The organism is Actinoplanes sp. NPDC049681, assembly GCF_044465265.1.
GTDB lineage: Bacteria > Actinomycetota > Actinomycetes > Mycobacteriales > Micromonosporaceae > Actinoplanes.
The window spans coordinates 363,436-378,929 of sequence record NZ_JBITLP010000001.1 but is presented as its reverse complement, the minus strand read 5'-3'; the positions used below and the strand labels follow the sequence as shown (position 1 = coordinate 378,929).

Genomic DNA, 15,494 nt, shown 5'->3' with positions numbered 1-15,494 from the left:
CCATCGAGCGTACGTGCGCGTTCACCGCTTCCTGCCCCCCTTGCTGACCGGAGGCGCGACAACCCGCACAGCGGCGGCCCGAGCGCTCGCGGAACCCAGGCTGAACGTGTACGCCGACGAGTCACCCGTCCCGTCCTCGTCCACCACCAGCGTGCCGTTCCTCCGTACGCTCAAATGCCAGTCCACCGGCGCGTCACAGGCGTTGTAGACCTTGACCCAGACGGAGTAGGAACCACCCGGGGCCGCACCGGTCGGCCAGTACACGTTCTCGACGGCGTTGTCGTCGTCCTCGATGCCGTTGCAGGCGGCGTTCGCATCATGATCGAGCCGTCCCCCGCTCTCCGACGTGGCATGGCCGTAGTAGATCTCCTCACCCGACGGATCGAGCACGTGCAGATCGAGGTCCGCGGCACCGGACCAGCGCAGCGTGGCCTGGATGTCACCTCCGCCGAGCGACGGACCCGGCCGCACCATGATCCGGATCGTCGTGGTCGTCACCCGCCCGGACGCGTCCTTGAAGTCGACGATCACCGGAAAGTCGCCGACCGGGCCCTGCGGAACACCGGAGACGGCGCCGTCCGCGGCCAGCGCCAGCCCTGCGGGCAACCCGAAACGAACCACGGACCAGGTACCGGGCCGGCCGTCCGCCGTACCGAGCGTGGCGGCGTAGGGCACCCCGACGGAGGCGTCGGGCAGCCGCGCTGAGGTGATCTCAGGCTCACCGGACGGCGCGGGCGGCTCCGAGATCACGCACTCCCGCGGACGGAAGAGGGTGAGCTTCACCGCGAACGCATCGGCCTCCCACCGCTTCACCAGGGCGTCGAGGAACACACCGACCGTCAGCTTGAGAAAGACCTCGCCCTCCACGCAGACGTTAGGAGCGGTGACGGCCCGGAGGGCCGCCGAGACACCGAGCAACACCTTGCCCTGCAGGCCGGCCCGATCCAGCAGCCCGAACTGCACGGAGACACCACCGGTGACCTCGGCCTCGAAGCTGAGCTCCCCGCCCTGCTTCGAGTCGACGCTCCGCGCGGTCCGGCTGTACGTCGGCTTCGATCCCAGCACAGCGTTCACCGCGAACGTGGTCCGTGTGCGATCGGTGATGCTCCAGGTGCCCTTGCCGGAGATCTTGAACTCGAAGGCCGGCCCGAACGACAGGGTGGAGCCCGAGGTACCGAGCGGAATCACCCGCCGGTGCGCGTTCGCCCACGCCTCCTTGATCTTGCAGGTTGCCGCGGCGCCCACCGTGATCTTCCCGGTGGTCTGCACCTCGCCGGTGAACGCGGCGTCGTAACGCGGCCGGCGCACCAGCCCGCCGAGATCGAGATGCTGGTCCACGTCGACGTCGGTCACGGTCGACGTCAGATCGGCACCGAAGGAAACCGCTTGCCCGTGCGGATCCTGACAGAACAACGACGTGGGACCGGTCACCGAGAACTCGAAGGCCTTGCCGACCTCGACCGCCGCGGCCCTCGCCGCCGGGGGCGCCCCGACCGGCCCGGCGTAGTCCAGGCTCAACGTGTCCACGGCGCCTTCGAGATCACTGGGCGCGACCGTGACCCGGACGCTCCCATCCAGCTGGTCGGCCACCTCCGTGACCGTGCCCGCCAGCCCGCTCGGGAAAGCGGGATCGCCAGGACGCAGCACGAACTGCCGCCCCACGGCCGGGGCCGTCGACCCCTTGGGCAGCCCGACCAACCACGGCTCGGCAACACCGGTGTCGGCGTGGTACCCACCGGTCACCCACTCGACATCCGCCGCGACGAACGCCCCGGACGCCGGGGTCAGCTCGAGCGACGACTGCGCCGGCGGCTGGACGTACTCGAAAGCAAGCCCCCTCCCCCGCGTCGCGCCACCCGCGGTCGTGACGGTGACGGCAACCTTGCCGAGCACCCCGATGGGAGACCGCACGACGAGCACGCCGGCGCGACGACTGAGAATCGTGGCCCGCTGAGTTCCGAAATGGACCGAACGAGTGGTCTCGAAACGCTTTCCGGAAAGGGTGACGCGGGTGCCACCCGAAAAATACCCGCTCGTCGGAGAGATCCGGGAAAGCGTCGGAGCGGCCACGAACGTGTAACGCACTTTCTTGCTGACGGCGGACCAGCCGGCGGGGGTTTTCACGCGTACGGACACCGTTGCGGGCCGAGCGCTCCGAGGCGTGCGAACCGTCACGGAAGTGGCGGTGGACCTGCCCACCACGACACCCGGGAGATTGCCGAAACGAACCGCCGAGACACCGCGCAGATTGCTTCCGCGAAGGGTCAGCTTGATCTGCCGCAGCGGCCCCGAGCTGGGAGTCAGCTTGGTCAGGACGGGCTTGGCGGCCGCATCCGCGGGGGCGGCGAGACCAGGAAGAAGGAGTCCGATCGACATTCCGACGGCAAGCAGAAGGGCACGCACCCGTCCCGTCATGACATTCCACCTCGAGATCATTTTCGGGTCCGGTGGCCCGACGCAATCTCAAACTAGGTCGCCCACAACCACGCCGCCACGGCGTCGCCTGGAGGGATTAGTACGGCCGGCGTCCTGAAGGGACCAATCCCATGGCATTCACCTCGGACGAACTGGTTGATGCGCGTGACGCCACCCGTCTCGCCGCCCCGAAAGGCGTGGCGCCGCCCAGCGTTTACACGGGCGTTGTCGCGCCATGCGCTGAATGCTGCCTCTGCCGCCGTCTTCGGGTGGTGTGGCACGGTGTCCTTGAGACCCGAGGAGGCTCCGATGGCTGCGACGGACAACCGCGACAGCGCCGACCTGAAGCTCGAGGTGGTCACCCTTCCCGTCAGCGACCTGGACCGGGCGAAGGACTTCTACGCCGGCCTGGGCTGGCGACTCGACGCCGATTTCGTTCTCGGCGGCGCCCGGGCGATTCAGTTCACCCCGCCCGGTTCCGCCTGTTCGATTCATTTCGCCACCGGCCCCGGGGCCGCCGCGCCCGGTTCGGCGCAGGGCTTGTTCCTGGTCGTTCCCGATGTCCAGGCTGCGCGGGAAAGGCTGGCCGCGCGGGGGTTCGGGTCGGGGAGATTTTTCACCGTACGCCGGAAGGCCAGGCGGACGGGCCCGCGCCGGACCGGGCGTCGTACAACTCGCTCGCCACGTTCAGCGATCCGGACGGGAACGGCTGGGTGTTGCAGGAGGTGACGTCCCGGCTGCCCGGGCGGGTCGAGGGCGGCGGTACGACGTACACGTCAGCGAATGACCTGGCAGAAGCCCTCCGGCGCGCTGCGGCCGCTCATGGGGAGCACGAGCAGCGCACCGGTGAAGCCGACCCGAATTGGCCCGACTGGTACGCGGAATACCTCGTCAGCGAGCAGGCCGGGACAGAACCTCCCAAGTAGACGCGCGGCGGCCCCACGCTACGAAGACGAAGAGCGCGAAGAGCACGACGGGCGTGATCACCAGCGCGCCGCCGTGGAGGATGAACGCCTGCGTGATGGTGGCTCCCACCATGAGCAGGGCGAGGCCGGCCGCCGCCAGGCCGGCCAGGCGGGGCACCAGGAGCCCGATGCCGCCGGCGAGTTCCACCAGGCCGATGAAGTAGCGGAACCATGTCGCCGCGCCCATGTCTTCGAAGGTCTGGACCGCGTACGCCTCACCCAGAAGTTTGGGGCCGGCCGAGGCGACGATGAAGAAGAGCGCAAGCGTGATCTGCAGTGCCCACAGCGTGCGGTGGAGTCCCCGGGCGAGCGGTGCGGGTGCGGTGTTGACGGCGGTCATGACGATCATCTCCTTGCTCGAATGGTGAGTACACCTCCTCAGACTTGCGGAACGAGCCGAACTCATCGGTCGGCCGAGAAAAGATGGGCCGACGGTAGCCGCACGAGCAGGCCGGCCCCGCCCAGGTCGCTGTCCACGACCTCGAGCGTTCCGCCGTGGCCGGCGCAGATGTCGTGCGCGATGGCCAGGCCCAGCCCGGACCCACCGGAGTCGCGGGCGCGGGCGTCGTCGAGGCGGGTGAACGGCAGCAGCACCCGTCGGCGGTCGTCCGGGGCGATGCCCGGCCCGTCGTCGGCCACGGTCATGCGTACCGTTGTCGCGGCCGGATCGGGAACGACGGTGACCGTGACGACGCTCCGGGCATGGCGTTCCGCGTTGTCCAGCAGATTGCGCAGCAGCCGGTCCAGCTGCGCCCGATCGCCGGCCACGACGGCGGCCCCGGTCACCTCGCAGCTGACCCGCACCGGCCCGGCGCGGCCCCGGTCGGCGACCTGATCCCGGGCCAGGGCCGCGAGGTCGACCGGCTCGCGCGAAACCTCGGCGCCGGCCTCCAGCCGGGCGAGCAGCAACAGATCATCCGCCAGACGATGCAACCGCCGCGCCTCGGCTGCCGCCTCCCGGATCACGCCCTCCTTGTCGGCACGGTCGGGATGAGCGGCCGCGACCTCCAGGATCGCCCGCACGCTCCCGATCGGGGTACGCAGCTCGTGCGCCGCGTCGGCGATGAACCGGCGCTGGCGCTCGGCGGACGCGGCCAGCCGGTCCAGCGTGTCGTTGAACGTCACCGCGAGCCGGGCGAGGCGATCGTCGGAGCCGGGCACGGACAGCCGCCGGTCGAGCCCCCGCGCGCTGAACTCCGCCGTCTGCGCGCGCATCCGCTCCACCGGCCGCAACGCCCGGTCGGTCGCGAGCCACGCCACCAACGCCACGAGCACCACCGCCACCGGTACGCCGGGCAGAAGCAGACGGTCCACCCGTGCCACCGCCCGCTCGGCCTCGAACGGCAGAACCACGGCGTAGAGCCGGATGGGCGGGGTGTACAGCGGCTTGGCACGCAGCCCGAGCTGGCTCAGATCCCACGGGGTGTCGAGGTCGGTGTCGGCGTACAGCACCGGGTACGTGCGGTGTGCCAGCCGCGCCCGGGCGCCCGGCGGTGGCGCGCCGAGCCGTACCGAGCTGTCCTGCGGCCGGTAGTCGCGGACCCGGCCGGCAGGCGGTGCCGGCAGCAGCTTACGGTCCGCGACGTACGGCTCCAATTCCTGGCTGCCTCTGCGCACCGCGTCGTCGGCGGACACCAGGAGGTAGGCCACCGTGTCCGAATCCGGAACCGAGGACTCGCCCAGACTGAACGTGACGAAAACGTTCAGGTCTTCGGCCTTCAGCGAGGGGTTGCCGACGACGGTGTTCTGCAGGCTCAGCACCATCGTTCGCGCCTCCTGCTCAGCTGCGCGCATCCTTTCGGCGTACACGATGTGCCGAAGCCACAACCCGGCACCGAGCAGAAGGAGAAGGGAAGCGACGCCGGCGGCGAACGCCGCCCGGACCCGAAGGTCACGCACCGAGATCCTCCAGCCGATACCCGACGCCGCGCACCGTGTGGATGGTCCGCACCCCGAACGGTACGTCGATCTTGCGGCGGAGCGCGCTCACGTACACCTCGACGATGTTGACGTCGCCGTCGTGGTGCAGGTCCCACACCTGATCGAGAATCTCCGTCTTGCCGACCACCTCACCGGGCCGCCGGATCAAGGCCTCCAGCACCCCGAACTCCCGCGGCGTCAGCTCCACGGGCCGCCCCGCCCGCTGACACGTCCGCGCCGCCGGATCGACAACCAGGTCACCGACCCGCAGGTCCGGCGCCGCCCCACCCTTGCGCCGCAACAACGCCCGCAGCCGCGCGACCAGCACCACGTATGAGAAAGGCTTCCGCAGGTAATCGTCAGCGCCCGTGTCGAGCGCCTCGGCCTCGTCGTACTCGCCGTCCTTGGCGGTCAGCACGAGCACCGGCGTGGTGTCACCGAGGCGGCGCAGCTCGGCGCAGACGCGATACCCGTTGAGGCCGGGCAACATCAGATCCAGCACGATCGCCGCGTACCGCTCCTGCGCGGCATAGTCGAGCGCCGCCCGGCCGTCATGCACGAGATCGACGGCGAAACCGTGCGCCTCGAGGCCGCGGCAGATCGCCCCGGCCATCGCCCGCTCGTCCTCGACCACCAGAATCCGCACGCCGCCCAGCTTGACACGCCTTCGCGGGCACCCTGAAGACGATCTTCAGGCGGTTCAGGCCCGGTTCAACGGCCGATTGCCAGCCTCCACGCCGTGAACCCCCGCGTACGCCCTCCCTGGCCCTACGTCGTAGCCGTCCTGTGCTTCGCCGCATATGTCCTTCTGGCGGTCCGCCAGCACCGCCTGATCCACACAACCGGCTACGACCTGGGCATCTTCGAACAGGCGGTGCGGGCCTACGCCGACGGCCGGCCACCGATCGTGGAGCTGAAAGGCCCCGCCTTCAACCTGCTCGGCGACCATTTCCACCCGATCCTGATGCTGCTCGCACCGCTTTACCGACTGTTCCCCACCCCGGAAACCCTGCTGGTCGCCCAGGCCGCACTGGTCGCGGTCTCGATCATTCCCATCGGGCGTACGGCGGTGAGCATCCTCGGCCAGGTCGGGGGGACGTTCGTGGCTGTCGCGTACGGAATGTCCTGGGGCCTGCAGGAGCTGATCGGCTTCGACTTCCACGAGGTGGCGTTCGCGGTGCCGTTGCTGGCATTCAGCCTCGAGCGGCTGCTGCGCCGGCAATGGTCCGCGGCTGTCGCCTGGGCGGCGCCGCTGGTGCTGGTCAAGGAGGACCTGCCCCTGACAGTCGCAGCCATCGGCGGATATCTGCTGTTGCAAGGCCGACGCCGGCTCGGCGCGTGGACCATGGCGTTCGGCGTAGCGTCCACGGCGTTCGTGGTGCTGGTGGTGTTGCCCTTTTTCAATTCCGCACATCACTACGCGTACTCGATGCAGGCGGGCGCCGGAACCCCGCTGTCCGACCGCCTGGCGACGCAAGCCGGTACGGTCGTCGCACTGCTCAGCGTCGGTGCCTTTGTCGCCGTACGCTCGCCTCTGCTGTTGCTGGCGCTGCCGACGCTCGGGTGGCGCTTTCTCGCGAACAGCCCGAATTACTGGGGCACTCGCTTCCATTACAACGCGGTGCTGATGGTGATCGTGTTCGCCGCTTTCCTCGATGCGGCACGCTCCCTCGGACGGGATGCTGATGCCTCACGCCCGGCCGGTCGGCTCGGGGTCATGCTCGCAGCCGGGTGTCTGGTCGCGTGTGCCGCGCACGCGCCCGGGCGGCCTCTCCGGGCCCTGGCCGAGCCCTCGTTCTGGCGGCGGGATCCCCGGGTCGCCGCGGCGCACGCGGTCTTCGACCGGATCCCGGACGATGCCGAGGTGGCTGCCACCAATCGACTGGTCCCACAGCTGACGGGACGTGCGCGGGTGCGCATGTTCCCTCCGCCGGGCGCGACGTCGACGGCGGAATGGGCGGTCGCGGATACGGCGGTCGATGACTGGCCTTATCGAGCCGCGGAGGTGAGCGACGAGGTGGTCACGCTGCAGGCCGCCGGCTATCGGGTGGTCGCCCGCTCAGACGGATTCGTTCTGCTACAGCGAAGTCAGCCCGGAATGATCAGGTCGCCGGAACGTCAAGGTTGGCGCTGAGCGTGTCCATCACTCGTCCTCGCGCGCTTCGACCGCGGTGCCGGCATGTTGGTCCGAAAACGCAGCGTGGAGGTCGTGTTACGAGGCCCCCGGGTGCGGCCCGATCAGCGGGCAGTCGGGCAGCTCGGTATGGGTCACCCGGGCGCCCGGGCCGAGCGGCAGGGCGATATCGAACCGGAAGCAGACGTCCTTGCTGCCGGCCGGGTAACGCGTCGTCACGCCCCACCTGTCGGCGGAGCGTTCGTCCGTCCACATGGTCCCGACCACCGCGGTCACCTCAGCGTCGGTCAGCTCGCCGTCCGCAACCGCCGACACCAGCCTCTGCTGACTACGGTCGGCGAAGCCGCGGGCGACCGCCAGCGATTCGTCGTCGATCGCGTGCTGGTGCCGTGGCAGCGCGACCCCGAACACCCAGACGACCACGCCCGCCACAAGCAGGAACGCCAGCAGCGCGAGGCCGGCCAAGGTCGCGACAGACCCACCGATGAGGCGGAGCGCTCGCGACGCCGTGCCGGTGTTCTCAGCGGACATCAGCAACCTCCGTAGCCGGATTCGTGCTGCTGCAGGCAAGTCACCCGGAAATTACCACCTGGTAGGCACTGGTCGCCGGACGGATGTCGCCACCGTTGGTCACGATGGACCGTGCCTCCAGCCTCGCTATCCGGCCGTCGACGTTGGCGGTAAGCGTTTCGTCGGCCGAGGACAGCTCGCAGGCCTGTTCGTTCGTGCAGCTGTGCGTGTGGGTGACGGTGAGTTCTCTGCGGTCGCTGCTGCACTTCTCGTCGCTGTCGACGGTGTCGGGATGGCACAGCCGCTCTCCCGTGAGCCGGAATTCAAGCGCGACCGCAATAGTCGGCGTCTGCTGGGCGCGACCAGCCGTCCCGCATCCGTGCGCGGCACCGGCCGCTCGTGCGGTCACGCTGACCGCACGCGCACCGTCAGCACTAACGCGGGTCCCTGTCACTTGGATGCCCGCCTCCAAGTACGTCCCCTCTGAACGGCCCTCGGCATAGCACGCCGAGGCGGCAACTGGCTCGGTCACGACTGACGCCGCAGCAGGCGGGACGACCGACCGCCACGCGAACGTGAGGACAACCGCCAGGCCGAGAGCCGCGATCAGTGCGCCCCGTCGGCGTCGGCGCATCCGGGCAGAGACCGGCAGAGTCGAGGCGAGCATGAGGGCACGCTACAAGGTCATGATCTTTACCGCCGTCCCCTGTCATGACAGCCGCTCAGCAGGCCGATTAGTGGTAGCCGTAAGCGGCTGTCAGACCGCCATGGTCACCGGCGGCAAGACTGCGCTTCGACGTGTTGCACGCCAGGACACCGCCTGCCTTCTCGAGCGCGTCATGAACGATCGGCTGTCCGTTCTCTACAAGCTCGCCACGTACGCGGGGCTGCGGCGTGCCGAACTGTGCGGCGTGCGCTGGTCCGACCTCGACCATCGCACGCAAGATCACCGAGCTCCACCATCCGGTCCGCCTACCCAGCCGTCCTTGACCCCATCTCTGCCGTGAGTCCGCACACCATGGAACGGGCATGCTCCCTGCCATCAATACAACGCTCCACGTGTTGACGGCAGGGAGCCGCTCTGCCCGGCTCGGCCCGGCCTCCCGGTGGGGTGGGCGGCCCCATCTTTGTCGAAGATTCCCGCCGGAGGCATCGCTGATCCGGTCGCCGCCGCGGAGCTCGGCCGGCGTTCGGCGGCGGAGCTGATGTCGCGGACGCTGTTCGGTGCCCGGGAGCCAGAATGGCTCACAGGAGCCCAGTGGCTCCCAAGACCACCGGTGAGCAAATGCCGCGGACATGAGAAAGGCCCTCAACCATGCCGTTGTGGCTGGTGGAGGGCCTTCTCTGTGAAGCGCGCCCGAAGGGACTCGAACCCCTAACCTTCTGATCCGTAGTCAGATGCTCTATCCATTGAGCTACGGGCGCTCGGTGCGTTGCCAGCATACACACCGGCTCAACACGCGGAGACTCCGGGATTCGAACCCGGGAGGGGGTATAAGCCCCCAACCGCATTAGCAGTGCGGCGCCATAGACCAGACTAGGCGAAGTCTCCTCGGAAGCCTTCAGGCCACCGACCGTCGAGGATACCGGACCGCCCGAGGGCCCGGCAAAGAGGATCCCCTCCGCGCGCCGCGCCGGAAATTGATCGACCACACCCGCTTCCAACAGGTGAAACCTCCGCGGCCAGGCTAGGCTGCCACGGCATGGAGGAGAAGCAGCCGCCGCCGCGTCGTCCGCGGGCTCCCCGGCCCGCGTTCAGCACGTCTGACCAGCCCGAATCCTCCGCGCCGCCGGCCGGTCGGCCCCGCAGGACGCCACCCCCGGTGACGTTTCGGCCGCCGGCTGCGGACAAGACCCAGAATCCTTCGGGTACGGGCACACCGTCCCCGAACGCAGACGCGTCCACCCAAGTGAACGGCTCACCCTCCCGCGCCCGCAAAGCCACCCCGCCCAAGAAGGCGGCGAAGAAGGCCGCACCCGCCAAGGCAGGCCCGGCCGTGACGAAGGCCACCCCGTCGAAGGCCACCAAGAGCGCCGCGCCTCAGAAGCAGGCTGCGCCTCGGAAAGACGCCGTGCCCTCCGAGAACGCCACGCAGGTGGGCTCGGCAGTGCCGGGGACGGCAGCCACGCAGGCCGGTTCGGACACGGCAGCAAAGCCGGCCGACCCGGCAACGACAGGGACGGCTGCCCCGCGGGCCGGTTCGGACACGGCAGCAAAGCCGGCCGACCCGGCAACGCCAGGGACGGCTGCCCCGCGGGCCGGTTCGGACACGGCAGCAAAGCCGGCCGACTCGGCAACGCCGGGAATGGCAGCCACGGAGGCCGGTTCGGACACGGCAGCAAAGCCGGCCCGCTCGGCAGCCCAGGGAACGGCAGCCACGCAGGCCGGATCCGGAACCACAGCCGAGCAGAGGAGACCGGCCGCCGCAGCGAAGAACGCCGCACCGGCGAAGAAGGCAGCGAAGGCGACAACGCCGGCCAGAAAGACCGCGCCGCTCAAGAGGGCGATCAAGGCGGCCGCCTCGGAGCTGGCGCCGGCCGTGGTCGAGCCGGACATGACCACCGTCCCGGACGAGCCGAGCCCCACACCCGAGGAAAAGGCCGCGCCCAGCCGGTCGGAGCAAGAAGCGCCCAGCCGGCCGGAGGAGCAAGCCCCGAGCCGGCCGGAGGAACAAGCAGCCACCGCGCCGGAGGAGCAAGCAGCGACCGCGCCGGAGGAGCAAGCAGGGACCGCCTCGGGGAAGCAAGCCCCGAGCGGACCGGACCAGCAACCACACAACGCACCCGAGATGAAGCCGCGAAGCAGCCCGGAGGAGCAACCCGGCAAGAAGGCCGAGACTGCTGAGCCCCCGGCTACGGCCCCGGGGCAGCCGGGGGCTGTCGTCCCCGTACAGCCGACCCTCCCGCCGGCGGCCCTGCCATCGACGGACACCGAGTCCGTCGAAGCCCGCCGCGCCGCTGCCCGCTTCGAGGCCTGGGTCCGCATCCTCGCGGACCCCGCCCACTCCCCGGAGCTGCTCGCCCTCGCCGCCGTCCAGGCCGTCGGCCCACGTGCCGCCGAATGGGCTGAGCGCACGGCGGACGCCTATCCCGCCGCGACGCCTGACGCCATCGCTCGGCTGGCGGTACAGCAGTTCACCCGGTTCGGCAGTGTGAACAGTGTCTTCGCCGCGGTTGCCGGCTCGTACGCTCCGCTTGCCCTGCTCGGTGCCGCGGCCCTGACTCAGGCGGAGCTGGCCCTGCACGTGGCCGCGGCCTACGGGTTCGATCCCACCGATCCGGCGCGGGCCGTAGATCTGCTGGTGCTGACGCGGGTTCATCCCGGGCGAGAGGATGCCGAGGCCGCGCTCGTCTCCGCGCGGGAGCACGGCTATGAGGGTGCCGGGCTGAGCGATGCCGTGTGGCGGCTGGGCCGGATGGTCACGGCGCACGCCGGTGGCTGGGCTGTGCTGCGGGTGGTCAACCGGTTCTTCCCCGCCAGCAGCCTCCTTGCCGCCGTACTGACCAGCCGGGCTGCCGCCCAGACCATGGGCGCACGGGCCACGTCCTTCTACCGGGGCTGATCGGCGGATAATTCTGGACCGGTGGCGTACCCCTATCGGGTGACCCAACCACACGCACATCCGGACCTATCCGCACAAGCGACGCGCCGACTGTCGGCAATTGTGCGGTCTAAGTCGCACCTTCGGTGCGATGCGTAACCTGTTCCGCTGCTCACGCTATGCGCATGGGAGACCTCGCGCGTTTGCTCAAAGAGAGCTGGAGCCTCGTCGAGGAGCACCAGGACAAAGTCGCCGGTTATTTCTACGCGCGCATGTTCCTCTCGCACCCCGATCTCCGGGATCTTTTCCCGGTCCACATGGACGTCCAGCGGGCACGGCTGCTCAACGCGATCGTCACCGCGGTCCAAACGCTCGAGGATCCGGAGAAGTTCGACGAGTATCTCCGGGCCTTGGGGCGCGACCACCGCAAGTTCCACGTGGAACCGGAGCACTACGAGGTGGTCGGCGGCGCGTTGATCGAGGCCATGCGGCATTTCGGGGGCGAGCAGTGGGGGATCGAGTACGACCAGGCGTGGGCCGATGCGTACGCGGTCATCGCGTCGAAGATGCTGGCCGGTGCCGAGGCGGACACGAACCCGCCGTACTGGTATGCCGAGGTGATCTCGCACGAGCGCCGCGCCAACGACATCGCGGTCTTCACGGTCATGCCGATGCAGCCGCTGGAGTTCCGGGCCGGGCAGTACCTGAGCCTCGAGTGCCCGCGGTTCCAGCCGCGGTTGTGGCGTACGTATTCACCGGCCAACGCTCCCCGGCGCGACAACACCCTGGAGTTCCACGTACGCGCGGTCGGCGCCGGTTGGGTGTCGAGTGCGCTGGTGCGGCGGCTGGAGGTCGGCGACATGATCCGGCTGGCCGCGCCGATGGGGTCGATGAACCTGGACCGGCGGTCGACCCGGGACGCGGTGTTCGTCGCCGGCGGCACCGGCCTCGCCCCGATCAAGTCGCTGCTGGAGGAGCTGACCCGCTACAACCGCACGCGGTGGGTGCACGTCTTCTTCGGCGCCCGGACCCGCGACGACCTGTACGACCTCGCCGAGCTGAACCGCCTGGCCGCGCGCTATCCGTGGCTGTCTGTGGTGACCGCGTGCAGCGACGATCCGACCTTCCCCGGTGAGCAGGGCAACATCTCGGACGTCGTCGCCCGGTACGGCCCCTGGAACGAGCACGACTTCTTCGTCTCCGGTTCGGGCCCGATGGTCAAAGGGACCCTCAAGACCCTCGCCGAGCTGCAGGTGCCCTCGATCCGCATCAAGTACGACAGCTTCTCGGACATGTAGCCGAACGACAGGTCAGTAGCTCCACGGGCGGCCGGTCTGGCCGTACTCCTCGACCGGTACGAGCGCGGAGTCGGCCGCCATCCGGTCCACGTACAGGCGCCCTTCCAGGTGGTCGATCTCGTGGCTGACCAGGCGCGCCATGGCTTTCTCGAAGGAGGTGATGACCCGGGTGCCGTCGTAGCGGGCGTGTTCCACGTCGACGCGCAGCGGCCGGACGACGAGACCGCGGTAGTCGAAGAAGGAGAGGCAGCCCTCGTACTGTTCGTCGGTCTCCCCGGACTCGTCGACGACGCGGGGGTTCAGCAGGACGACGGGCTCGGCGCCGCGTTCCGGCGGCCGGACCATGGCGGCGGCAACCGCCAGGCCGATCTGCGGCGCGGCCAGCCCGACCCCCTTGCTGAAGTCGTGGACCGTCTCGAGCCGCCCCAGGGTGGCCCGCAGGGCCGCCACGGCCTCACGGGCGTCGGACTCCTCCCGGGGCAGTTGGAAGTGCCGGGCGCGCTGGCGGAGCAGGTCCGCCCCGCGCTGCACGATGCCTATTCCGCGCATCCGCTGGCTCGCTCTCAGCTCATGGCCGTTCGGCTCCGGTGTGCGGGGTTCCACGGCCGATCGTTGCCGGGGGACGCCTTCGTCTCCGGTGTGCGGGGCGGTCTGCCCGCGGAACCGCCATTCGAGGCGGTAGCGGGCGTTGAGCAGGGGTGCGTCGGTCGACCATTCGAAGACCGCGCGTTGGTCGTCGTTGTGCCGTTCGAGCGGGGTACGGACGGGCACCTCCGCGGCGAGGGACGTCTCCATGCCCCAGACCTGCGGTTCGAACTCGACCGGGAAGTCCAGCCGTACCGTGAGGTTGCGGGTGGGCAGGCGCACGGCCCGCTGAAACCAGTGGCCCCACTTCTCCTCTCCGACCGTGTAGGCGTAGTCGATCGTTGTCCGTTCACCCGGATAGAGCGGGAACTGGCCCTGGTCGTTGGCGAAGAGCAGCCACACCTCCTTGGCGGCGTCGCGGTCGAGCTTGAGCCGCCAGTGCATCGGCTCGGCGGCGTCGCCCTCGCCGGCCACCGCGTGCAGGTCCATCTCCTCGAAGCTGAGCGGGTGCTGGCGGTGATGCTGGTTGGAGCCGGCCGGGTCGTGCGGATAGCGGTCCACGGCGATCTTGACGAGGTACCGGGTCACGGGTTCGACGCCGGCGTTGTAGAGGGCGCGCCGGATCCGGCAGCGGTACGCGCCCTTCGTGTACGTGAGCTCGGCCACCTCCTGTTCGACGATGAGCCCGGTGCCCGGTGGCAGCCACTGGACGGGCACCGGGGGGTCGCGGTGCAGCTGGGTGCCGCGGGCGTGCCGGAGTTCGTCGTACTCCTGGAATCGCTGCCAGATCACGCCGCCGGCGGCCAGGACGGCCTCGGCCCGCCGCGCGAAGTCCTCGGTGGGTTTGTGCCGGCGCCCCTCGACGTGACTGACGTAGGACGGGTCGAAGCCCATCCGGGCGGCGAGCTGCTTCTTGGTCATGCCGCGCTCGACCCGCCACTGCGCAAGCGCCGCCACGAACTGGTCGGCGGCCCTCTCGACTGGCGAGGTGGTCATCACGGATGTCCCCTTTGCGACAGGAATTTCAGTGTCCATGTCTTCCGGTGTCCGCATGGGGCTTGTAGCGCGTTGCCGACAGATACCTTGACGAAACCGGCAACGCCGCAACGCTGCGTTAGGTCACCCTTGCTCGGGGTATTCGTCCAGAAATACCTGACCGGGGCCCGGCATCCCGCGGGCCCGCAGGAATGGTTAGGCTAGCCTTAACGGGGTATGGTGGGTGATCCGGAGCGACGGCCGCACAGCGGGAGGTGACAGCAGTGATTCAGCAGAGCTCCTGCTGCCGCCGGGCCGGCGGCCACCGGTGACCACGACCCTCGACCAGCCCTTCGCGGGCCATTCCGCCTTCGCCGAGCCGCCGCTCGCGCCGATCACCGCGACCCTGCGAGCCATGTTCGGCACGTCCACCGAGCTGCCGGGTCTGGCTCCGGATCTTCTGGTACGCGATACGACGGGCTGGATGCCCGCGTCCGAGCTGACCGGCGCCGCCCTGGACGTCCTGCTCGACTCCTCGAAGCGGCGCTGGCAGGCGCAGCCGCACGCGGCCGCCGCGCTGGCCTGGAAGGCGTACACGTACTGGCTGGCGTTGCCGGCGGTGCTGGGCTGGGCCTCGGCGCGGCGGGTGCCGCTGCTGACCGGCACCGACGTGCTGATGCACTTCGACGACCCGCGTCCGCTCGTGACCATCGGCCTGCACCCGGACGTGACGGTGGCGGTGCTGCCGTCCGACCCGCTGGCCCTGAGCGGCCGCCCGGGCGTGCGGGTGGTCCCGACCGAGGCGGCCCTGCTCGAGGAGCTGCGCCGGTCGCTGCTGGACCAGCACCTGACGCCGCTGCTGGACGCGATCCACAGCAAAGTACGCCTCGGCAAGCGCACGCTGCTGGGCTCGCTCGCTTCCGGGGTCGGCTACGCCGTGCTGCGCTCGGCCGACGTGCTGCCGGGTTCCTCGGCCGAGACCATCGGCGTGCTGCTCGGCGCCCTCGGCGTGGAGGACCTGATCGAACTGGTCCCGGGCCGCGCCGGCAAGCTGGACGTGCAGCGGAAGACCTGCTGCCTGGCCTTCACCCTGCCGAAGCCCAAGGTCTGCATGGGCTGCTGCATCCAGCAGCACTGACCTCCGGACGGG

At 69.7% G+C, this 15,494-nt stretch carries 14 protein-coding genes and 2 tRNA genes; 5 read left to right on the top strand and 11 right to left on the bottom strand.

Annotated elements, in window-relative coordinates; genetic code table 11:
- Positions 1 to 21: 21 nt before the first annotated feature.
- Positions 22 to 2,376: an IPT/TIG domain-containing protein gene (locus ACIBO8_RS01765; RefSeq protein ID WP_396113860.1), complete on the bottom strand. Its 2,355-nt coding sequence runs from the start codon at positions 2,374 to 2,376 to the stop codon at positions 22 to 24.
- A 348-nt stretch (positions 2,377 to 2,724) separates the two neighbouring features.
- Between ACIBO8_RS01765 and ACIBO8_RS01760 the strand changes: the two genes are divergently transcribed.
- The gene (locus ACIBO8_RS01760) at positions 2,725 to 3,144 is read left to right on the top strand and encodes a VOC family protein (RefSeq protein ID WP_396113170.1); all 420 of its coding nucleotides are present in this window, start codon (positions 2,725 to 2,727) and stop codon (positions 3,142 to 3,144) included.
- A gap of 162 nt (positions 3,145 to 3,306) precedes the next feature.
- Here the strand turns inward: ACIBO8_RS01760 and ACIBO8_RS01755 are convergent, their stop codons facing one another.
- From ACIBO8_RS01755 to ACIBO8_RS01745, 3 genes are all read right to left on the bottom strand, one after another.
- Positions 3,307 to 3,720 carry a DoxX family protein gene (locus ACIBO8_RS01755; protein WP_396113169.1) on the bottom strand — a complete coding sequence of 138 codons (414 nt, stop codon included), beginning with the start codon at positions 3,718 to 3,720 and terminating at the stop codon, positions 3,307 to 3,309.
- 62 nt (positions 3,721 to 3,782) lie between these two features.
- Positions 3,783 to 5,279, bottom strand: coding sequence for a sensor histidine kinase (locus ACIBO8_RS01750; RefSeq protein ID WP_396113168.1), 1,497 nt, complete (start codon positions 5,277 to 5,279; stop codon positions 3,783 to 3,785).
- Complete coding sequence (locus tag ACIBO8_RS01745) at positions 5,272 to 5,946, bottom strand: response regulator transcription factor (RefSeq protein WP_396113167.1); 675 nt, start codon at positions 5,944 to 5,946, stop codon at positions 5,272 to 5,274. Before ACIBO8_RS01745 ends, ACIBO8_RS01750 begins: the two co-directional genes overlap by 8 nt.
- Positions 5,947 to 6,039: 93 nt before the next feature.
- On the opposite strand from ACIBO8_RS01745, the gene ACIBO8_RS01740 reads away from it, so the two are divergent.
- Positions 6,040 to 7,434 (top strand): DUF2079 domain-containing protein, encoded by a 1,395-nt coding sequence (locus ACIBO8_RS01740; RefSeq protein WP_396113166.1) that lies wholly within the window; start codon positions 6,040 to 6,042, stop codon positions 7,432 to 7,434.
- A gap of 78 nt (positions 7,435 to 7,512) precedes the next feature.
- On the opposite strand, the gene ACIBO8_RS01735 is transcribed toward ACIBO8_RS01740, so the two are convergent.
- From ACIBO8_RS01735 to ACIBO8_RS01710, 6 genes are all read right to left on the bottom strand, one after another.
- Positions 7,513 to 7,965 carry a hypothetical protein gene (locus ACIBO8_RS01735; protein WP_396113165.1) on the bottom strand — a complete coding sequence of 151 codons (453 nt, stop codon included), beginning with the start codon at positions 7,963 to 7,965 and terminating at the stop codon, positions 7,513 to 7,515.
- A gap of 40 nt (positions 7,966 to 8,005) precedes the next feature.
- Positions 8,006 to 8,611, bottom strand: coding sequence for a hypothetical protein (locus ACIBO8_RS01730; RefSeq protein WP_396113164.1), 606 nt, complete (start codon positions 8,609 to 8,611; stop codon positions 8,006 to 8,008).
- A 67-nt stretch (positions 8,612 to 8,678) separates the two neighbouring features.
- Complete coding sequence (locus ACIBO8_RS01725; RefSeq protein WP_396113163.1) at positions 8,679 to 8,894, bottom strand: hypothetical protein; 216 nt, start codon at positions 8,892 to 8,894, stop codon at positions 8,679 to 8,681.
- 402 nt (positions 8,895 to 9,296) lie between these two features.
- Positions 9,297 to 9,369: transfer RNA gene (locus ACIBO8_RS01720), tRNA-Arg, on the bottom strand.
- 36 nt (positions 9,370 to 9,405) lie between these two features.
- Positions 9,406 to 9,496, bottom strand: a tRNA-Ser gene (locus ACIBO8_RS01715).
- Positions 9,497 to 9,985: 489 nt separating this feature from the next.
- Positions 9,986 to 10,501: a hypothetical protein gene (locus tag ACIBO8_RS01710; protein WP_396113162.1), complete on the bottom strand. Its 516-nt coding sequence runs from the start codon at positions 10,499 to 10,501 to the stop codon at positions 9,986 to 9,988.
- 232 nt (positions 10,502 to 10,733) lie between these two features.
- On the opposite strand from ACIBO8_RS01710, the gene ACIBO8_RS01705 reads away from it, so the two are divergent.
- Both ACIBO8_RS01705 and ACIBO8_RS01700 read left to right on the top strand, forming a co-directional pair.
- The gene (locus tag ACIBO8_RS01705) at positions 10,734 to 11,507 is read left to right on the top strand and encodes a hypothetical protein (RefSeq protein ID WP_396113161.1); all 774 of its coding nucleotides are present in this window, start codon (positions 10,734 to 10,736) and stop codon (positions 11,505 to 11,507) included.
- Positions 11,508 to 11,671: 164 nt separating this feature from the next.
- Entirely contained in the window at positions 11,672 to 12,784 is a 1,113-nt protein-coding gene (locus ACIBO8_RS01700; RefSeq protein WP_396113160.1) for a globin domain-containing protein, read from the top strand.
- Positions 12,785 to 12,796: 12 nt separating this feature from the next.
- Here the strand turns inward: ACIBO8_RS01700 and ACIBO8_RS01695 are convergent, their stop codons facing one another.
- The gene (locus tag ACIBO8_RS01695; protein WP_396113159.1) at positions 12,797 to 14,365 is read right to left on the bottom strand and encodes a peptide deformylase; all 1,569 of its coding nucleotides are present in this window, start codon (positions 14,363 to 14,365) and stop codon (positions 12,797 to 12,799) included.
- Positions 14,366 to 14,759: 394 nt separating this feature from the next.
- On the opposite strand from ACIBO8_RS01695, the gene ACIBO8_RS01690 reads away from it, so the two are divergent.
- Positions 14,760 to 15,482, top strand: coding sequence for a hypothetical protein (locus ACIBO8_RS01690; protein WP_396113859.1), 723 nt, complete (start codon positions 14,760 to 14,762; stop codon positions 15,480 to 15,482).
- The last annotated feature ends 12 nt before the right edge of the window (positions 15,483 to 15,494 follow it).